Annotated in this window: 19 protein-coding genes and 1 tRNA gene; 15 read left to right on the forward strand and 5 right to left on the reverse strand. The window is 68.5% G+C overall.

The annotated features are described in order from the left end of the window. Positions 1 to 200 precede the first annotated feature (200 nt). Positions 201 to 1340 carry an iron-containing alcohol dehydrogenase gene (locus tag ABIS05_RS23850; RefSeq protein WP_348009905.1) on the reverse strand — a complete coding sequence of 380 codons (1140 nt, stop codon included), beginning with the start codon at positions 1338 to 1340 and terminating at the stop codon, positions 201 to 203. 58 nt (positions 1341 to 1398) lie between these two features. Between ABIS05_RS23850 and ABIS05_RS23855 the strand changes: the two genes are divergently transcribed. Genes ABIS05_RS23855 through ABIS05_RS23865 form a run of 3 tightly spaced genes read left to right on the forward strand, consistent with a single transcriptional unit; the run spans position 1399 to position 4876 of the window. Continuing rightward, a complete protein-coding gene (locus tag ABIS05_RS23855; RefSeq protein WP_348009906.1) occupies positions 1399 to 3096 on the forward strand; it encodes a S10 family serine carboxypeptidase-like protein in 1698 nt (565 codons plus the stop codon). A gap of 29 nt (positions 3097 to 3125) precedes the next feature. Next, on the forward strand, positions 3126 to 4022 hold the full coding sequence (locus ABIS05_RS23860; protein WP_407074830.1) for an alpha/beta hydrolase: 897 nt from the start codon (positions 3126 to 3128) through the stop codon (positions 4020 to 4022). Then, the gene (locus ABIS05_RS23865) at positions 4019 to 4876 is read left to right on the forward strand and encodes a YbgC/FadM family acyl-CoA thioesterase (protein WP_348009908.1); all 858 of its coding nucleotides are present in this window, start codon (positions 4019 to 4021) and stop codon (positions 4874 to 4876) included. The genes ABIS05_RS23860 and ABIS05_RS23865 overlap by 4 nt, the downstream gene beginning before the upstream one ends. 259 nt (positions 4877 to 5135) lie before the next feature. Here ABIS05_RS23865 and ABIS05_RS23870 read toward each other — a convergent pair whose 3' ends face one another. Beyond that, a complete protein-coding gene (locus ABIS05_RS23870) occupies positions 5136 to 5384 on the reverse strand; it encodes a DUF4936 family protein (RefSeq protein WP_348009909.1) in 249 nt (82 codons plus the stop codon). Continuing rightward, positions 5384 to 6262 carry a folate-binding protein gene (locus ABIS05_RS23875; protein WP_348009910.1) on the reverse strand — a complete coding sequence of 293 codons (879 nt, stop codon included), beginning with the start codon at positions 6260 to 6262 and terminating at the stop codon, positions 5384 to 5386. The genes ABIS05_RS23870 and ABIS05_RS23875 overlap by 1 nt, the downstream gene beginning before the upstream one ends. Before the next feature lie 46 nt (positions 6263 to 6308). Between ABIS05_RS23875 and mltG the strand changes: the two genes are divergently transcribed. The 7 genes from mltG to ABIS05_RS23910 all read left to right on the forward strand — a co-directional run bounded on the left by mltG (position 6309) and on the right by ABIS05_RS23910 (position 11176). Beyond that, positions 6309 to 7304, forward strand: coding sequence for an endolytic transglycosylase MltG (gene mltG / locus ABIS05_RS23880; protein WP_348009911.1), 996 nt, complete (start codon positions 6309 to 6311; stop codon positions 7302 to 7304). Beyond that, positions 7301 to 7918 carry a dTMP kinase gene (gene tmk, locus ABIS05_RS23885; protein WP_348009912.1) on the forward strand — a complete coding sequence of 206 codons (618 nt, stop codon included), beginning with the start codon at positions 7301 to 7303 and terminating at the stop codon, positions 7916 to 7918. The genes mltG and tmk overlap by 4 nt, the downstream gene beginning before the upstream one ends. Beyond that, positions 7912 to 8916, forward strand: a complete 1005-nt coding sequence (locus tag ABIS05_RS23890; protein WP_348009913.1) for a DNA polymerase III subunit delta' — start codon at positions 7912 to 7914, stop codon at positions 8914 to 8916. The genes tmk and ABIS05_RS23890 overlap by 7 nt, the downstream gene beginning before the upstream one ends. 97 nt (positions 8917 to 9013) lie before the next feature. Next, positions 9014 to 9388, forward strand: a complete 375-nt coding sequence (locus tag ABIS05_RS23895) for a PilZ domain-containing protein (protein ID WP_407074831.1) — start codon at positions 9014 to 9016, stop codon at positions 9386 to 9388. Next, positions 9388 to 10173 carry a TatD family hydrolase gene (locus ABIS05_RS23900; RefSeq protein WP_348009914.1) on the forward strand — a complete coding sequence of 262 codons (786 nt, stop codon included), beginning with the start codon at positions 9388 to 9390 and terminating at the stop codon, positions 10171 to 10173. Before ABIS05_RS23895 ends, ABIS05_RS23900 begins: the two co-directional genes overlap by 1 nt. After that, positions 10170 to 10823: an ankyrin repeat domain-containing protein gene (locus ABIS05_RS23905; protein ID WP_348009915.1), complete on the forward strand. Its 654-nt coding sequence runs from the start codon at positions 10170 to 10172 to the stop codon at positions 10821 to 10823. The genes ABIS05_RS23900 and ABIS05_RS23905 overlap by 4 nt, the downstream gene beginning before the upstream one ends. 125 nt (positions 10824 to 10948) lie before the next feature. After that, complete coding sequence (locus ABIS05_RS23910) at positions 10949 to 11176, forward strand: hypothetical protein (protein WP_348009916.1); 228 nt, start codon at positions 10949 to 10951, stop codon at positions 11174 to 11176. A gap of 57 nt (positions 11177 to 11233) precedes the next feature. Here ABIS05_RS23910 and efp read toward each other — a convergent pair whose 3' ends face one another. Both efp and earP read right to left on the reverse strand, forming a co-directional pair. Beyond that, on the reverse strand, positions 11234 to 11788 hold the full coding sequence (gene efp, locus ABIS05_RS23915) for an elongation factor P (RefSeq protein ID WP_348009917.1): 555 nt from the start codon (positions 11786 to 11788) through the stop codon (positions 11234 to 11236). A 96-nt stretch (positions 11789 to 11884) separates the two neighbouring features. Further along, complete coding sequence (gene earP, locus ABIS05_RS23920; protein ID WP_348009918.1) at positions 11885 to 12916, reverse strand: elongation factor P maturation arginine rhamnosyltransferase EarP; 1032 nt, start codon at positions 12914 to 12916, stop codon at positions 11885 to 11887. Between the two features lie 23 nt (positions 12917 to 12939). On the opposite strand from earP, the gene uvrC reads away from it, so the two are divergent. The 5 genes from uvrC to ABIS05_RS23945 all read left to right on the forward strand — a co-directional run bounded on the left by uvrC (position 12940) and on the right by ABIS05_RS23945 (position 16738). Beyond that, positions 12940 to 14928, forward strand: coding sequence for an excinuclease ABC subunit UvrC (gene uvrC / locus ABIS05_RS23925; RefSeq protein WP_407074829.1), 1989 nt, complete (start codon positions 12940 to 12942; stop codon positions 14926 to 14928). Between the two features lie 39 nt (positions 14929 to 14967). Then, positions 14968 to 15507, forward strand: a complete 540-nt coding sequence (locus ABIS05_RS23930) for a hypothetical protein (protein ID WP_348009919.1) — start codon at positions 14968 to 14970, stop codon at positions 15505 to 15507. A gap of 57 nt (positions 15508 to 15564) precedes the next feature. Beyond that, on the forward strand, positions 15565 to 16131 hold the full coding sequence (gene pgsA, locus ABIS05_RS23935) for a CDP-diacylglycerol--glycerol-3-phosphate 3-phosphatidyltransferase (RefSeq protein WP_348009920.1): 567 nt from the start codon (positions 15565 to 15567) through the stop codon (positions 16129 to 16131). 216 nt (positions 16132 to 16347) lie between these two features. Then, on the forward strand, positions 16348 to 16620 hold the full coding sequence (locus tag ABIS05_RS23940; RefSeq protein ID WP_348009921.1) for an HU family DNA-binding protein: 273 nt from the start codon (positions 16348 to 16350) through the stop codon (positions 16618 to 16620). 42 nt (positions 16621 to 16662) lie between these two features. After that, positions 16663 to 16738, forward strand: a tRNA-Val gene (locus tag ABIS05_RS23945). Positions 16739 to 16773 lie beyond the last annotated feature (35 nt).

Genomic DNA, 16773 nt, shown 5'->3' on the forward strand with positions numbered 1-16773 from the left:
TTGCCAGAAATCATCGGTCACCACCCACGACTCAACTCTCTTGCGTGTCGCCATGCCTTAACCCAACCACCGCGTGAATGGCGGTTCGGGACGAGAGTTTACTATTTACGGATAACCTCTTAGCAGCCCAGCCAGGGCCAGCGAACGGCCCAGCAGGTCGCGGCGGTGCAGGCCGCTCACCTGACTCCTCACCTGACCCCTCACCGCGCTGCTCCGAGCAGCGCGCGATAGTCCTCCGGGCCGGCGATGCGCGGATTGGTCTTGTGGCAATGGTCGAGTAGTGCGTGCTCGACGATGCGGTCGTCCAGCTCCGGCCCAGCACCCATGGCGGCAAGACCTGACGGCAGGCCCAGCCGGGCGTTCATCGCGGTGATGGCCTCGGCCACCGCATCGGCGTCGTTGCCGGCCAGATCCATTGCCTGCGCCAGCCGTTGCATGCGCCGCTCGCGCCGCACGCTGTCGGCCTCGGCGTTGAAGCGGATGACGGCCGGCAGGAAGACCGCGTTCAGCGTGCCGTGGTGCAGGCGCGGGTCGATGCCGCCCAGCGAATGGCTCAGCGAGTGCACGGCACCCAGGCCCTTCTGGAAGGCCAGCGCACCGTGCACGCTGGCGCACATCATGTCCAGCCGCGCGTCGCGGTCCTGGCCGTCGCGCGTGGCGCGTTCGATGGCGCCCCAGCCGCGGCGCAGGCCTTCCAGCGCGATGCCGTCGGCCGCCGGGTTGAAGGCCGGCGCGAGGAAGGTCTCGATGCAGTGGGCGATGGCGTCCATGCCGGTCGCGGCGGTCAGCGCGGGCGGCAGCTTCAGCGTCAGCGCCGGGTCGCAGATGGCGGCCTTGGGCAGCAGCTCCCAGTTGTGGAAGCCCAGCTTGCGGCCGTCGTCGACGATGAGGATGGCGCCGCGCGCCACCTCGCTGCCGGTGCCCGCCGTCGTCGGCACGGCGATGAGGGGCAACACCTTGGACGTGATGTTGACGGCGCCGCCCTCGATGGTGGCCCAGCGCTTTAGCGGCCCCTCGTGCGTGGCGGCGATGGCCACGCCCTTGGCCAGGTCCATGCTGGAGCCGCCGCCGATGGCGATGAGGCCATCGCAGTTGAATTCCTGCGCCACCTGCACCGCCAGCCGCACGGCGGATTCGGTCGGGTTGGCGGGCGTGCGGTCGAACACCGGCGGCTTGACCTCGAAGGCGGCCAGCGCCTCGTCCAGCACGCCGGCCGCGCGTACGCCGGCATCGGTCACGACAAGGGGCCGACTCATGCCGACGCGCTCACATTCGGCCGGCAGCAGCTTGCAGGCGCCGAAGGCCAGCTCGATGCGGGTCAGGTAGAGGATCTGGGCCATGGGGTGCTCCCCTTGATGTCTTTCAGCATCGTAGTTCGCGCTGTCTAGACTTGACGTCATGCGCGCGACTTCACTGCCTTTGCTGCTCGTCCTTCTGCTCGTGGCCTGTGGCGGCGGTGGAGGAGGAGGCGGGTCACCCACCACACCGCCCATCGACAACCTGCCCGGTTTGACCGACACGACGGTCTATTCCTCGGCGGCCGAGGCCTCGCTGCCCGGCGCCGTCGAGGCCGCCGCCGTCAGCACGCAGACGCTCACCGCCAATGGCCAGACGTTGAGCTACACCGCCACCGCAGGCCACCTGATCGCGCGCGACTCGGTCGGAACGGCCGAGGCCTCGGTCTTCTACGTGGCCTACACGCTGCCCGGCGCCGACGCGGCCACGCGGCCCGTCACCTTCTTCTACAACGGCGGCCCCGGCTCGGCCTCGGTGTGGCTGCAGCTCGGCAGCTTCGGCCCCAGGCGGCTCGTCAGCGGTGTGCCGGACACGACCGCCGCGCGGCCCTTCCCGATAGTCGACAACGCCGAGCACCTGCTGGGCCAGAGCGACCTCGTCTTCATCAATGCCGTGGGCACCGGCTACTCGCAGGCCATCGCGCCCTTCACCAACCGCAGCTTCTGGGGCGTGGACAGTGACGCCGCCTTGTTCCGCGACTTCATCCTGCGCTACCTCGCCGTCAACAGCCGCGCCGCTTCGCCCAAATACCTGTTCGGCGAGAGCTACGGCGGCCCGCGCACGGCCGTGCTGGCGCGGCGGCTACAGGAGGCCGGCGTCATGCTGGACGGCGTCGTGTTGCAGTCCCCGGCGATGGACTACAACAGCAATTGCGCCATCACCAACGGCCGGGGCTGCGGCGGCTTCCTGCCTACCTTCGCCGCCGTCGGCGCCTTCCACCGCCTGACCCAGCCGGTGCCCACCGACCTCAGCGCCTGGGCCGCCAACGCCCGCAACTACGCCGATCAGGTGTATGCCCCCGCGCTGCAGGCCTTCGTCACCGGCGGCCAGCAAGCGCCCGCGCTGTGGCAGCCGCTGGCCGACCTGACCGGGCTGCCCGTGAACCGCTGGCAGGTCACGCTCAATGTGGGCGCGGATGACTACCGCCAGTGGCTGATCAGCGGCCAACTGCTGGGCCGTTACGACGGCTGCATGAAGGCCGCCACCGGCAGCCAGCTTGCGGCCGAGGGCGACCCGTCCAGCACCTGGATCAACGAGAGCTTTGCTCAAGGCATCGCCGCGCATCTGCGCGACCAGCTCGGCTATCGCAACGCCTCCACCTACGTCGTGCTGAGCAACGCCATCAACAGCTGGGACTTCAGCCACGCCGGCCGCGCGCTGCTCGACACGCTGCCCGACCTCGCTGCGGCGCTGGCGCAGAACCCACGCCTGCGCGTGCTGGCCGTCAGCGGCTATCACGACCTGGCCACGCCCTTTCACCTGACCGAGACCGACCTGGCCCGCGTGGATGCCAGCCGCGTGACGATCCGCAACTACGCGGGCGGCCACATGAGCTATCTGGACGACGCGACCCGCATGGCCGAGCTCGCCGACATGAAGGCCTTCTACGCCGGCACGCTGGCGCTGCGGGCCGCCGCCGACCTCGGCCCCGAGCGCCGCGCGCTGGAGGCCAGGGCTGTCGTCGCCAGCGACCGAGCCGGCACGCCGCAGACGCCGGGCAGCGTCGCCCCAACGGCAGAGAGCGCCTTCCAGGCACCGCTGCGCGACCCGTGGGTGCCGCCGAGAATGCGGGCGCAATGACGCAATCCATCCAGCTGCTAACGCCCCGCATGGCCGGCGTTCTCGAACGCATCCGCCGCGCCAATCGCCCGCCCTTCCACACGCTGACGCCGCACGAGGCTCGCCTGGCCTACCGCATGGGTGCCGAGATCCTGGACCTGCCGCGCGTGCCGCTGCTGCGTGTGGAAGACCTCGAAGTCGCCGGCTGCCCTGCGCGGCTGTACGCACCGAGCGCGGACAAGCTGCCCGTGATGCTCTATCTGCACGGCGGCGGCTTCACCATCGGCGGCCTCGAAACCCACGACAGCCTGTGCCGCCAGCTCAGCCTTCGCAGCGGCGCCGCCGTTCTCGCGCTGGACTACCGCCTTGCGCCCGAGCACCGCTTCCCCGCCGCCGTCGACGACGCCTGGGCCGCGCTCGCCTGGCTGCACGAGCACGCCGCCTCGCTCGGCCTGGACGGATCGCGTCTGGCCGTCGGCGGCGATAGCGCAGGCGGCACGCTGGCGGCCAGCGCCGCCTTCTTCGCCCGTGACCGCAGCCTGCCGCTGGCGTTGCAGCTGCTCGTCACGCCCGGCGCCGCCGCGCGGCCCGGTACGCCGTCGCACCGGCTGTTCGGCAACGGCTTCCTTCTCGACGCTGCCAGCATCGCGTGGTTCTTCGACCACTACATCGACCGCCACGACCGCCACGACTGGCGCTTCGCGCCGCTCGAAGCCGAGGATCACGCCGGCCTCGCGCCCGCCTGCGTCGTGCTGGCGGAGTGCGACCCGCTGGTGGACGAGGGCATCGCCTACGCCGACACGCTGCGCGCCGCCGGCGTGGCCGTGCAGCTGGAGCTCTACCGGGGCGTCACCCACGACTTCATCAAGATGGGCCGCCACATCCCCGAGGCCCTCACGGCCCTCGACGCCTGCGCCGCCGCGATCCGAGACCACCTCAAATCATGAAACGCACCGACTTCCGCTACCTCGAAACCTTGCGCGTGCGCTGGGTCGAGATCGACGCCCAGGGCATCGTCTTCAACGGCCACTACCTGACCTACCTCGACACCGCGATGAGCGGTTACTGGCGGGCCCTCGCGCTGCCTTATGCCGACACCATGAAGCAGCTCGGCGGCGACCTCTTCGTGCGCCGCGCCGCGCTGGACTACCTGGGCTCGGCGCGCTACGACGACCGGCTGGACATCGGCGTGCGCTGTCGCGAGTTCGGCAACAGCTCGATGAAGGTCGACGCCGCCGTGTTTCGTGGCGAGCAGTTGCTGGTGCAGGCGGACATGATCTACGTCTTTGCCGATGCGGTGGCGCAGACGCCGCAGCGCCTGCCCGACGCGCTGCGTGATGTGGTGAACGGCTTTGAGGCTGGACAGCCGGTGATCGACGTCGGCATTGGCCACTGGCAGGAACTCGGCGACGCTGCGGGCGCCATCCGCCGCCAAGTCTTCATCGAGGAGCAGGGCATCCCGGCCGACATGGAATGGGATGCGGCCGACGCCAGCTGCCTGCACGCGCTGGCCCGCAACCGTTTCGGCATGCCGCTGGCGACGGGCCGCATGCTGGAGCACGTCCCTGGCGTCGCCAAGATCGGCCGCATGGCCGTGCTGCGCCCCATGCGCGGCACGCAGATCGGCCGCCAGGTGCTGGACGCGCTGATGGCCGAGGCGAAGCAGCAGGGCTACCGCGAGGTGCTGCTGCATGCGCAGCTGTCAGCGGAGAACTTCTATCTGCGAGCGGGGTTCCAGCGAAGGGGCGCGTCCTTCGAGGAGGCCGGCATCGGCCACGTGGAGATGGTGAGGGCGCTGTGACAAAGCCGCACGAACGCGGCGAGCCGCTGTTCCTGCCCGACCCCGAGCCCGATGGCATCAGGGTTCACCTCGCCGCTTTGTGCGGGTTCCTGGTTGGCCTTGGCGCAGCCAGTCTGCTATGGCTGGTGCTGGACCGCCCAGGGCCGATCGCGACCCTGCTGTTGTTCACCGTCGTGCCAGTTTCATTTGCATATGCGTCCGCTCGATGGGGGCGCGTCTTCTGGGAATCGCTCCGTGACGCGATTTGGTAGTGATGCGGTCAGCCCAGCATCTCGAACCGCTCAACCTTGCGCTCACCAACGAGCCACTGAGCCATCGCCGCCGCCACCTGCGGCTCGCGGTGGCCCCAGCCTTCGGGGTAGATCTCCATCCACGTCCAGCGGCCATTGGCGTCCTGCTCGGGCCGTTGCAGCAGTTCGATGGGCGCCTCGACGCGGGCCTTGCGGAAGGCGATGAGGGCTTCGTCGACGTGCTCCGCCGCCACGCGGTAGTAGACGTAGAGCTGCATCAGTCTTGGGGGGGGATTTCGTAGGGCAGGGCGCGTGACTGCAAGGTCGCGCCAGCAGCACTGCCCAGGTGCAGACTGCCACTCTCCAGCGCCGCCAGCTTGATCTCGGCAGCGATCAGCGTGCGGCCGCCGCGCGTGCCGGTGCTGGCGACGACGCCGGCGGGTTGCTCGGGGTCGGCGCTGTTGAATATCTCTTGGCCCACGGTGGCCGGCGCGTCCGTCTCGAACACCTGCAGCCGCCGCTTCAGCGTGCCCCGGTATTGGCTGCGCGCGACGATCTCTTGGCCGGGGTAGCAGCCCTTCTTGAAACTCACGCCGCCCAGCACTTCGAAGTTGATCATCTGTGGCACGAAGGCCTCGACGGTCGCGCCACGCACCCAGGCCACGCCGGCCTCGGCCTCGGCCCAGGCCCAGTCGTCGGGGGTGATGGTCTCGCCGGTCGGAGCGGGCGCATCGACAGCTTGCACGCGCAGCGCACGGCCTGCGCCTGGAAGGGCGATCTGCACGGCGTCGCCGTCGCGAGCCAGGGCCCAGGCCTCGGCTTCGGTCGCGCCGAGCAAGCCATAAACGGCGAACTCGCCGCTCGCATCGCTCAGCTTGCACTTGGCCCGCATGACGAACATGGACAGCCGCTTCAGCGTCGCCGCCAGCGTCTCGGCCGGCAGCGCCAGCAGGACTTCATCCTCGCCGTGCTTCCAGCCCACCAGCGTCGCCAGCAGCCGGCCCTTGGCGGTGCAAAAACCCGCGAGGCGAGCATGCTCGCGGTCGAGCAGCGCGAAGTCTTGCGTCAGCTGGCTGTGCAGGAAGCTGGCAGCGTCGGCGCCCTGGGCGCGGATGACGCCCCAGTCGAGGAGTCGGAGTTGGGTCGGTTCAGGCATGGGCCAATTATCATCAGCGCCCTGTTGACGGACCCCGGGCAAGGGCATGAAGTGGTTGTTGCGGGCGCTGCTCGTCTTGTTGTTGATCTCGGCGCTGGCCGCAGGTGCCGTGTGGCAGTGGCTGCGCAGCCCGCTGGCCCTGACGGCACCGTCGGTGGAGCTGTCCATCGAGCCCGGCACCAACCCGGCCGAGGTGGCGCGCGCCTGGGTCGCGGCCGGCGTGCAGACGGATGCGCGCTATCTCTACCAGTGGTTCAAGTGGTCCGGCCAGGCCAAGCAGATCCGCGCCGGCAGCTATGAAGTGCACGCCGGCGTCACGCCACGCGCGCTGCTCGACAAGATGGTGCGTGGGGACCAGATCCTGGAGCAGTTGCGCCTCACCGAGGGCTGGAGCTGGCGCCAGGTGAGGGCGGCCCTCGCCGCCGCGCCGTCGCTCAAGCCCAAGATCGCGGTCATGAGCGATGCCGACGTGATGGCCGCGCTCGGTGAGCCCGGCGTCGCGCCCGAAGGCCGATTCTTTCCCGACACCTATGCCTACAGCCGCGGCGTCAGCGACCTGACCGTGCTCAAGCGCGCCCACGCCGCGATGCAGGGCCGCCTCGCCGCCGCCTGGAGCAAGCGCGCCGCCGACCTGCCGTTGAAGTCGGCCGAAGAGGCGCTCATTCTGGCCTCCATCGTCGAGAAGGAAACCGGCACGTCGGCCGACCGCAGCCGCGTCGCCGCCGTCTTCATCAACCGCCTGCGCCTTGGCATGCCGCTGCAGACCGACCCGACCGTCATCTACGGCCTCGGCGAGCGCTTCGACGGCAACCTGCGCAAGCGCGACCTGCTGACCGACACGCCCTTCAACACCTACACGCGTGGCGGCCTGCCGCCCACGCCCATCGCCATGCCCGGCGCCGCTTCGCTGCGGGCGGCGTTGAACCCGGCGCCGGTCAAGTCGCTCTATTTCGTGTCGCGGGGCGACGGCAGCAGCGAGTTCAGCGACGACCTCGCCGCGCACAATCGCGCCGTCAATAAATACCAGCGCGGTGGCCAGTGAGCGGACGTTTCATCAGTTTTGAAGGCATCGACGGTGCCGGCAAGTCCACCCACATCCAGGCCGTGGCCGACTGGTTCCGCGCCCGAGGCGCCGTCGTGCAGCTCAGCCGCGAGCCGGGAGGCACGCCGCTGGCCGAGTCGCTGCGCGACCTCGTGCTGAAGGAGCCGATGGGCTCGCTGACCGAGCTGCTGCTGATGTTCGCCGGCCGTCGCGATCACGTGGAAACCGTCATCAAGCCCGCACTTGCCGGAGGCCGGACCCTGCTTTGTGACCGCTTTACCGATGCCAGCTTTGCCTACCAGGGCGGCGGCCGAGGGTTGCCGTTGAGCGTGCTCAATCCGCTGGCCGATTGGGTGCAGGAAGGCACCGAGCCCGAGCTGACGCTGTGGTTCGACCTGCCCGCGAGCCAAGCCGCCGCGCGCCGTGCCAGTGCGCGCGAGGCGGATCGCATCGAGCAGCTGGATCTGGAATTTTTCGAGCGCGTGCGCGCCGGCTACGCGGCCCGCGCGGCCCAGGCGCCGCAGCGCATCGTGCGTGTCGATGCGAGCGGCACCGTCGAGCAGGTCGGCGCCGCCGTCATCGCCGTGCTCGAAAGCCACTACGCCGCATGCTGAACGCCGATCTCCCCTGGCTGCAGGCGCCGCTCGCCGACGCTCTGGCTCGCGCCCGCTCGCACGCGCTGCTGGTGCAAGGCCCGGCCGGCGTCGGCCAGCTTGAACTGGCCGTCAAGCTCGCCCAGAGCTGGCTTTGCGAAGCTGCCGCGCCCGCCCAGCCTGCGTGCAACCACTGCCCCAGCTGCAAGCTCTTCGCCAGCGGCACCCACCCCGACTTCCAGCTGCTGCTGCCCGAAGCCCTGGACGCGTCGGCGCGCGAGTCGCTCGGCCTGCCGTTCGAGGAGATCGAGACCAAGGCCGGCAAGGCCAAGCCGAGCCGCGAGATCAAGGTCGAGGCGGTGCGCAACCTGCTTGCCTTCGCCCAGGCCACGTCGGCGCGCGGCAAGGCGAAGGTGGTGGTCATCTTCCCGGCCGAGGCGCTGAATGGCGTCGCGGCCAACTCGCTGCTGAAGACGCTGGAGGAGCCGTCCGGCCTGTTGCGCTTTGCGCTCGCCAGCCACGACAGCGCCAGCCTGCTGCCCACCATCCGCAGCCGCTGCCAGCCGGTGCCGCTGCCCCTGCCGCCGCGCGATGCGGCATTGGCCTGGCTGGCGTCCAAGGGCGTCGACGGCGCCGAGGGCCTGCTCGACGCCACCGGTGGCCGGCCGCAGCAGGCGTTGGAGTGGTCACAGGCCGGGCTGACCGACGCCGCCTGGCAGGCCATGCCCAAGCGCGTCGCTCGCGGCGAGGTGCAGGCCCTGTCCGACCTGGCGCCGCCGCGTGCCATCGACGCCTTGCAGCGCCTGTGCCACGACCTCGTACGCCGCAGCCATGGTCAGCCGGGCCAGTTCTTTGCACCGGCTTCGCTGTCGTCGCCCAAACGCGCCGCCCCGCTGCTGGCCTGGGACGCCGAGCTGCGCCGCGCCGCCCGCCATGCCGATCACCCGCTGAACGCCAGTCTGTGGATAGAGGCGCTGGTGGCGCAAGCCCGGGCGGCGATGTCAGCGGCGGTGCGCTGAGTCTGGCTCTTACACTCGGGCAATGAGTGACGCCACATCCAAGCAGGGCCCGGCTTCCCTGCAATTCCAGCCCAGCCAGCATGGTGGCGCCCTGCCGCTGCCCACGGTGGGTGCTTCGGCCAGCAGTTCGCAGGCCCGGCCGAGCGTCATCCAGCTCGTCTTCCGCGAGAAGTCGGCGCTCTACGCGGCCTACATCCCGGCATTCAGTGAGGGCGGCCTGTTCGTGCCGACCACGCGCGACTACAAGCTTGGCGAGGACGTCTACCTGCTGTTGGCCCTGCCCGAGGACAACCAGCGCTACCCCGTTGCCGGCAAGGTCGCCTGGCTGACGCCGGCCAACGCCTCCGGTGGCCGCACCCAGGGCGTGGGCGTGCGCTTCCCCGGCGATGAGAAGACCCGGCTGATCCGCGTGCGCATCGAGGAAGTGCTGGGCACGGCCATCTCGTCGAGCAAACCCACGCAAACGCTCTGATGTTTGTCGACTCGCATTGCCACCTCAGCTTCCCGGGGCTGAGGGAGAACCTTCCCGCCATCCTTGCCGACATGCGCAACGCGCAGGTCGAGCAGGCCATCTGCATCTGCACGCAGATGGAAGAGTTCGAGACCGTGCACGCGCTGGCGCTGGAGAACGACGTGCTCTGGGCGACGGTGGGCGTGCATCCCGACACCGAAGACATGCGCGAGCCCGACGTGGCCGAGCTGGTGCGGCTGGCAGCGTTGCCGCGTGTCGTCGCCATCGGCGAGACCGGGCTGGACTACTACCGCCTGAACGGCCGCAGCATCGACGACATGGAGTGGCAGCGCGAGCGCTTTCGCACCCACATCCGCGCCGCCCGGCAGGCCGCCAAGCCGCTGGTCATCCACACCCGTTCCAGCGCCGCCGACACGCTGCGCGTGCTGGACGAGGAGGGGGGCGAGCAGGCGGGCGGCGTCTTCCACTGCTTCACTGAGAAGGCCGAAGTGGCGCTGGCGGCCGTGGAACGCGGCTACTACATCTCGTTTTCGGGCATCGTCAGTTTCAAGAACGCGCAGGACCTGCGCGACCTGCTGAAGCTGCTACCGCTGGACCGCGTGCTGATCGAGACCGACAGCCCCTATCTCGCGCCCATGCCCTTTCGCGGCAAGACCAACTCGCCGGCTTACGTGCCGCATGTGGCCAAGGCCGTGGCCGATGCGCTCGGGCTGCCGGTGCCCGAACTGGCCGCCCTCACGACGGCCAACACGCGCCGGTTGTTCAAGTTGCCGGAGCCGGCATGAGATCGCTGTTGATTGCTCTCTCCTTCGCCGCCGTTACAGGCGCTCAGGCCACGCCTGTTGGCGACCTCGTCTTCGCGGCCGAGATGAACGATCCGCGCGCAGTGACGGCGCTGCTGCTGAAGGGTGTCGACCCGAACCTGGCCGACGAGCGTGGCCGCACCGCCCTTTTCACCGCCGTGCGCGAAGGCTCGCAGCAGGCACTGGAAAGCCTGCTGGCCGAGCCCAGGACCCGGGTGGACGCGCTCAACGCGGATGGCGAAACACCCCTGATGCTCGCCGCCGTCCGCGGCTCGCTGCCGGCCGCCAAGGCGTTGGTGAAGCGAGGCGCGGCCGTCAATCGCAAGGGCTGGACGCCGCTGCACTACGCCTGCAGCGGGCCGGACAACGGCGTCGCTGCCTTTCTCATCGCTGAAGGCGCCGAGCTGAACGCGCGCTCCGAGAACGGCACGACGCCGCTGATGATGGCTGCCCGCTACGGCAATGGCGACCTCGTGCCCCTGCTGCTCAAGGCTGGTGCCGAACCGCGTGCCGCCAACGAGCAGGAGCTGACGGCGGCGGACTTCGCCCAGCGCAGCGGCCGCGACAAAATGGCTGCGGAACTGCGCGAGGCCATGACGCAACGCCAGCGCGCCGCCTTGAGTGAGAAGTAGCGAGAAGTAATTCACGCCGCAGCAGGCGTGTAAGGCAAAGTCTTACAGCGCCTAGCGCGCTGTGCCGACTGTTGCGAAAAGTTGGGCCTGCCTACAGTGGATTCATCGTCAACAGGAGGCTCACCATGCTGTCCACCGCCCCGAATCTGGCCGATCCGTTTGCCATGCTGATCGCCCCCGAGCAGGTGATGCACGCCATCGAGTGCTCCGACCGCCTGACCCGTCTGCAGCGCCGCGTCTATCGCCCGCTGGACCGGCCGTGGATTCCGGTCAAGGCCAGCGCCGATTTCGACAGCGATATCGACGCCGAAGCAGACATCGAAATCCCCGATCTCTCCGACGACGCTGAATAAAGCAAAACGCCCGCTCCGTGAGGAGGCGGGCGTTTTAACAGGCGAGGCCGGCGGCGCTCAGACGCGCTTGCGGTACTCGTGCGTGCGGGTGTCGATTTCGACCTTGTCGCCGTTCTCGACGAACGCCGGCACCGAGATTTCGAAGCCGGTGCCCTTCAGGCGCGCAGGCTTCATGACCTTGCCCGACGTGTCGCCCTTGGCGGCCGGCTCGGTCTCGATCTCGCGCACCACGCTGGTGGGTAGCTCGATGGAGATGGCCTTGCCGTCGTAGAAGGTCACTTCTGCGGCCATGCTGTCTTCAAGGTAGGACAGGGCGTCGCCCATGTTCTCGGACTCGACTTCGTACTGGTTGTACTCGGTGTCCATGAAGACATACATCGGGTCGGCGAAGTAGGTGTAGGTGCACTCCTTCTTGTCGAGGATGATCTGCTCCATCTTGTCGTCGGCCTTGAAGACGAGCTCGGCGCCAGAGCCGTTCAGCAGGTTCTTCATCTTGATGCGCACGGTGGCGGCACCGCGGCCACCACGGCTGTATTCGGTCTTCAGCACGACCATCGGGTCCTTGCCGTGCATGATCACGTTGCCGGCGCGGATTTCTTGAGCGAGTTTCATGGTGTGTTGCGAGTTGGGGCCGGGAGATACCAGCCGATGAACCAGCGCACCAGACACAGTCTTCCGTCTCGGTTTGGCGCGGCAAAGCCAAATATTCTAGCTGGAAGGCCCCAGGAACCCGTGAAGCTGGCTGAGCAGATCCGGCTGGGCCACCAACTGAGCACGCCAGCCCGGTGCATGCGCGGTAGCTTCGCCAAGACCCGCCAGTCCGACCAGTGCTTGGCCGCCGAGGCCGTTCCAGCCGCGCCACACCCCACGCCAGGCTTCGGGCAGGCCGGCGCGGGCCATGAAGGCCTCCAGCTTGGCATGGTGGGCGTTGTCGTCCTGCGGGTAGATCTGCCAGACGAAGGACTTGCCAGCCCACTGCGCGCGGACGAACGAGTCCTCGCCGCGAACGAAGTTCAAGTCGCAAGCCCAGAGCAGGCGGTCGTAATCGTCCTGCGCCAGATAGGGCAGGGCGATGGTGCGCAGGCCAAGCCGGTCGGTGACCAGAGCCTGCAATGGCCCGGGGCAGGCGAGCAGCAGCGTCGGCTGACGGCCAAGCGCCTCCAGCAGTGCCGGCAGCGCCGGGTTGGCGTAGGCGAACAGGCTGACGACGCGCTCGCCCGGCCTTGGCGCCCAGCCGCGCTCGGCCAGCCAGCCGGGGCCGTCGAAGGCAGCGATGCGATCCAGTAGCCCCGGTTCGCGCGGCAGCCCGCCGGTGCGCGGCGTGAAGCCCGGGTAGAAGAAATGCTTGGTCAGCCCCACGCCCGGCCCGCTGAACTGCGGCGAGGCCAGGCCGTGGCTGCGCTCGACGTAGTCCTCCGCGCTGAGGTATTCCAGATTGATCCAGCGCGGCGCGGGCTGGCGCGCGGCCATGCGGGCGACAAAGGCGGGCGGCAGGTCGCAGCCGAAGGCTTCGATGACGACATCGCCCGGTTGCACGTCCACGTCACCATCAGGCCAGGCGCGGATCTCGATGCCGTATGGCCGCTGCGGCGCCATCCACGCAAGCGCGGCTGCATCGTCGATCCAAAGTCTTGCCTGATGACCCCGAGCCGCCAGGTCACGCGCCAGCCGCCAGCAGACACCGAGGTCGCCGTGGTTGTCGATGACGCGGCAGAAAAGGTCCCAGAGCATGGCTCTCATTGTCCCAGGCCAGAATCTCGTCAATGTCCAGTTCCATCCCTTCCAACGCCGACCCCTCCGAGCCAGCCCCAGCCGAGCGCGCCGCCATCGAAGCCGCCGAAAAGCTACGCGCCGCTGACATGGAAGCTGCCGCACGCGAGACGCGCGAGAAGCTGCTCGTCGAAGTCAATGCGCTGCCGGCCATGCCCGGCGTCTACCGCTACTTCGACGCCAAGGGCGATGTGCTCTACGTCGGCAAGGCGAGGGAGCTGAAGAAGCGCGTCTCCAGCTACTTCCAGAAGAACCATGGCGGCACGCGCATCGGCGTGATGGTGTCGCGCATCGCGCGCATGGAGACGACGGTCGTTCGCACCGAGGCCGAGGCGCTGCTGCTTGAGAACAACCTCATCAAGACGTTGAACCCGCGCTTCAACATCCTGTTCCGGGACGACAAGAGCTACCCCTACCTGAAGATCACCTCGCACCCCTGGCCGCGCATGGCTTACTACCGCGGCGCGGTGGACAAGCGGCATCAGTACTTCGGCCCCTTCCCCAGCGCCTGGGCGGTGAAGGAGTCCATCCAGCTGATGCAGAAGGTCTTCAAGCTGCGCACCTGCGAGGACAGCGTCTTCAACAACCGCAGTCGGCCCTGCCTGCTGCACCAGATCAAGCGCTGCTCGGGCCCCTGCGTGCCGGCCGGCCAGACACCGGAATACGCCCGCGATGTGCACAGCGCCGAGCGCTTCCTGCGCGGCGAGACGGGCGAGGTGATGGCGTCGCTGCAGGAGCAGATGGCGGCCTACGCCGAGCGCTTCCAGTACGAGCTGGCGGCGGAGGTGCGCAACCAGATCCAGGCGCTGTCCAAGGTGCTGCAGCAGCAGGTCATGGAAGAGAGCAGCGCCACCGGCGGCGAGCGTGACGTCGACATCCTGGCCGTCAAGGTGCAGGGCGGCAAGGCCTGCGTGAACCTGGCCATGGTGCGCGGCGGCCGGCACCTGGGCGACCGCGCCTTCTTTCCCAAACATGTCGAGGACGCGACGGCCATGCAGCTGGACGACGAAGCGCTGCTGTCGCCCGAGCGCCTGGTGCTGGAGGCCTTCATGGCCCAGCACTACCTGGCGTCGCCGCTGCCCGGGCTCATCGTCGTCAGCGAGGCGGTCGACGCGAGCCTCGCCGATGCGCTGAGCACGCAGGCCGGCAACCGCGTCACCGTGCAGGCCCAGCCGCGCGGCCAGCGGCGCATCTGGCTGGAGATGTGCGTCAAGGGCGCCGAGCTGGCGCTGGCGCGGCTGCTGGCTGAGGAAGGCTCGCAACAGGCGCGGACAAGGGCGCTGGTGGATTCACTGGACCTGTCCGTTGCGGAGATCGACAAGTTCCGCGTCGAGTGCTTCGACATCAGCCACACCGCCGGCGAGGCGACGATGGCGAGCTGCGTGGTCTTCGAGAGCCATCAGATGCAGAGCAGCCAGTACCGCCGCTACAACATCGAAGGCATCACCGGCGGCGACGACTACGCCGCCATGCGCCAGGTGCTGACGCGCCGCTACAGCAAGATGGCCGAGGCTGCCCAGCTCGGCACAGCGCGCCTGCCGGACCTCGTGCTGGTGGACGGTGGCCGCGGCCAGGTCAGCATGGCGCGCGAAGTCTTCGAGGAGCTGGGGCTGGACTTGAGCCTGATCGCTGGCGTCGAGAAAGGCGAGGGCCGCAAGGTGGGTCTGGAGGAACTGGTGTTTGCCGATGGCCGCGAGAAGGTCTACCTCGGCCGCGACTCCGCCGCGCTGATGCTGATCGCGCAGATCCGCGACGAGGCCCACCGCTTCGCCATCACCGGCATGCGTGCCAAGCGCGCGGCCACGCGCACGGGCGGCTCGCGGCTGGAGGACGTGCCCGGTGTCGGCCCCAAGAAGCGCTCGCAGCTGTTGCAGCGCTTTGGCGGCGTGCGCGGTGTGGCGGGCGCCAGCGTCGATGAGCTCTGCACCGTGAAAGGCATCTCGCGCGAGTTGGCCGAGGACATCTACCGCGCGCTGCACTGAACAAAAACGAGACAAGAATCGGAACCGGAGGAGAACACCATGCCCATCGATGACCGTTCCAGGCGCGCCACGCCATGGCTGATCGCGCCCTTGCTGGCCGCCTGCGGCGCCGCGCCGCGCGCGCCGGCTCCAGCGCCTGCGCCCCAGCCGGCGCCAGCACCCGTGGTGGCGATGGTGCCTGCGGCACCGCCTGCCGCCGCGCCGCAGCCCTCGGCCGCCCTCCACAAACCGCAGGGCATGCCGGCGCCCAAGCCGGTGCGCACCCACGAGGAGCTGCGCCGCCAGGCCGCAGAACGCCTCGTTATGGCCAACCCCGAGCGCAGCTTCATGACGCCCGCGCCGTCGCATCTGCTGACCCTCGTCGTACTGGACGTGGAAGTGAAGGCCGACGGCAGCGTGCGCAAGATCAATGTCGTCCGTCCGCCGAGGTTCGGCCCCGAAACGCTGCAGATGGCCATCGACGCCGTGCACCGCGCCGCGCCCTTCGGCGACGTGCGCCGCATGCCCGAGCCCTGGCGGTTCACCGAAACCTTCCTCTTCGACGAGGACCGCCGCTTCAAGCCGCGCAGCCTAGACTGACAGTTCGCCGCCACAGACCCCCGGTGCAGACGCCCCGGTGTTGTGCACAATCCCCGCATGTTCCTGACCGTTCCGACTCTGCTGACCTGGGCCCGCATCGTGGCCATCCCGCTGATCGTCGGGGTGTTCTACCTGGACATGACGCCCGACCACCAGAACCAGCTTGCGACGGTGATGTTCGTGGTCGTCGCGCTGACCGACTGGCTGGACGGCTATCTGGCCCGCAAGCTCAACCAGACCTCGTCCTTCGGCGCCTTCCTCGACCCGGTGGCCGACAAGCTGATGGTGTGCTCGGCGCTGCTCGTGCTGCTCAAGCTGCAGCGCGTGGATGCTTTCGTGGCGCTGGTCATCATCGGGCGCGAGATCACCATCTCCGCGCTGCGTGAATGGATGGCTCAGATCGGTGCGGCACGCAGCGTGGCCGTTCACATGGTCGGCAAGCTCAAGACCACGGCGCAGATGGTGGCGATCCCCTTTTTGCTTTACGACGGCCGACTTTTCGGTGTCATCCCCACGCATGTATGGGGGACCTGGCTCATCTATGCGGCTGTGGTGCTGACGATCTGGTCAATGGTTTATTACATGCGCAAGGCCGTGCCCGAAATTCGCGCCAAGGCACGCTGAAAAGACACCCCCCAAACGAGTTGTATCGGGACTTTTCCCGCCCCTCGCGGCGTCTGGCTCGCGTCTAGAATCCGCTTCCCGCGTGAGCCTCGGGTCGTCGATTTCGCGGCCTCCTGTGGCTCCCGGCAGTACGCGGGCAACCATTCGCAAAGCAGCTCTGCATCTCGGCCACGGATGTAGCGCCCATCCGCCGAATCGTCCAATCTGGGGGCACGAGTGAACAAGTCCGAATTGATCGAGCACATCGCCAAGCAGGCTGACATTTCCAAGGCCGCTGCCGGCCGTGCGCTCGAAGCCGTCATCGGCGGCGTCAAGACGACGCTGAAGAAGAACGGTAGCGTCTCCCTGGTGGGCTTCGGCACCTTCAGCATCACCAAGCGTGCTGCTCGCGCTGGCCGCAACCCTCGTACCAATGAGGCGATCAAGATCAAAGCGGCAAAGGTGCCAAAATTCAAGCCCGGCAAGGCGCTCAAGGACGCTGTGAACTGAATCCCTCGCCGGTTCCGATTTTCTGATTTCCCCGGTTTTCCCGGGCGCTTAGCTCAGTTGGTAGAGCACCTCCTTTACACGGAGATTGTCGGCGGTTCGAGCCCGTCAGCGCCCACCATAGAATGCGACTCCCCTCGAAGGCGAACCCCGGTT

This window comes from Roseateles sp., from assembly GCF_039929605.1.
In the GTDB taxonomy this organism is placed as follows: domain Bacteria; phylum Pseudomonadota; class Gammaproteobacteria; order Burkholderiales; family Burkholderiaceae_C; genus Pelomonas.

Excerpts from the sequence above, each read along its gene's own strand:
- ABIS05_RS23850 (WP_348009905.1), bottom strand. The coding sequence starts at position 1,340 with ATGGCCCAGATCCTCTACCTGACCCGCATCGAGCTGGCCTTCGGCGCC.
- ABIS05_RS23855 (WP_348009906.1), top strand. The coding sequence starts at position 1,399 with ATGCGCGCGACTTCACTGCCTTTGCTGCTCGTCCTTCTGCTCGTGGCC.
- ABIS05_RS23860 (WP_407074830.1), top strand. The coding sequence starts at position 3,126 with ATGGCCGGCGTTCTCGAACGCATCCGCCGCGCCAATCGCCCGCCCTTC.
- ABIS05_RS23865 (WP_348009908.1), top strand. The coding sequence starts at position 4,019 with ATGAAACGCACCGACTTCCGCTACCTCGAAACCTTGCGCGTGCGCTGG.
- ABIS05_RS23870 (WP_348009909.1), bottom strand. The coding sequence starts at position 5,384 with ATGCAGCTCTACGTCTACTACCGCGTGGCGGCGGAGCACGTCGACGAA.
- ABIS05_RS23875 (WP_348009910.1), bottom strand. The coding sequence starts at position 6,262 with ATGCCTGAACCGACCCAACTCCGACTCCTCGACTGGGGCGTCATCCGC.
- mltG (WP_348009911.1), top strand. The coding sequence starts at position 6,309 with ATGAAGTGGTTGTTGCGGGCGCTGCTCGTCTTGTTGTTGATCTCGGCG.
- ABIS05_RS23890 (WP_348009913.1), top strand. The coding sequence starts at position 7,912 with ATGCTGAACGCCGATCTCCCCTGGCTGCAGGCGCCGCTCGCCGACGCT.
- ABIS05_RS23900 (WP_348009914.1), top strand. The coding sequence starts at position 9,388 with ATGTTTGTCGACTCGCATTGCCACCTCAGCTTCCCGGGGCTGAGGGAG.
- ABIS05_RS23905 (WP_348009915.1), top strand. The coding sequence starts at position 10,170 with ATGAGATCGCTGTTGATTGCTCTCTCCTTCGCCGCCGTTACAGGCGCT.
- ABIS05_RS23910 (WP_348009916.1), top strand. The coding sequence starts at position 10,949 with ATGCTGTCCACCGCCCCGAATCTGGCCGATCCGTTTGCCATGCTGATC.
- efp (WP_348009917.1), bottom strand. The coding sequence starts at position 11,788 with ATGAAACTCGCTCAAGAAATCCGCGCCGGCAACGTGATCATGCACGGC.
- earP (WP_348009918.1), bottom strand. The coding sequence starts at position 12,916 with ATGAGAGCCATGCTCTGGGACCTTTTCTGCCGCGTCATCGACAACCAC.
- uvrC (WP_407074829.1), top strand. The coding sequence starts at position 12,940 with ATGTCCAGTTCCATCCCTTCCAACGCCGACCCCTCCGAGCCAGCCCCA.
- ABIS05_RS23930 (WP_348009919.1), top strand. The coding sequence starts at position 14,968 with ATGCCCATCGATGACCGTTCCAGGCGCGCCACGCCATGGCTGATCGCG.
- pgsA (WP_348009920.1), top strand. The coding sequence starts at position 15,565 with ATGTTCCTGACCGTTCCGACTCTGCTGACCTGGGCCCGCATCGTGGCC.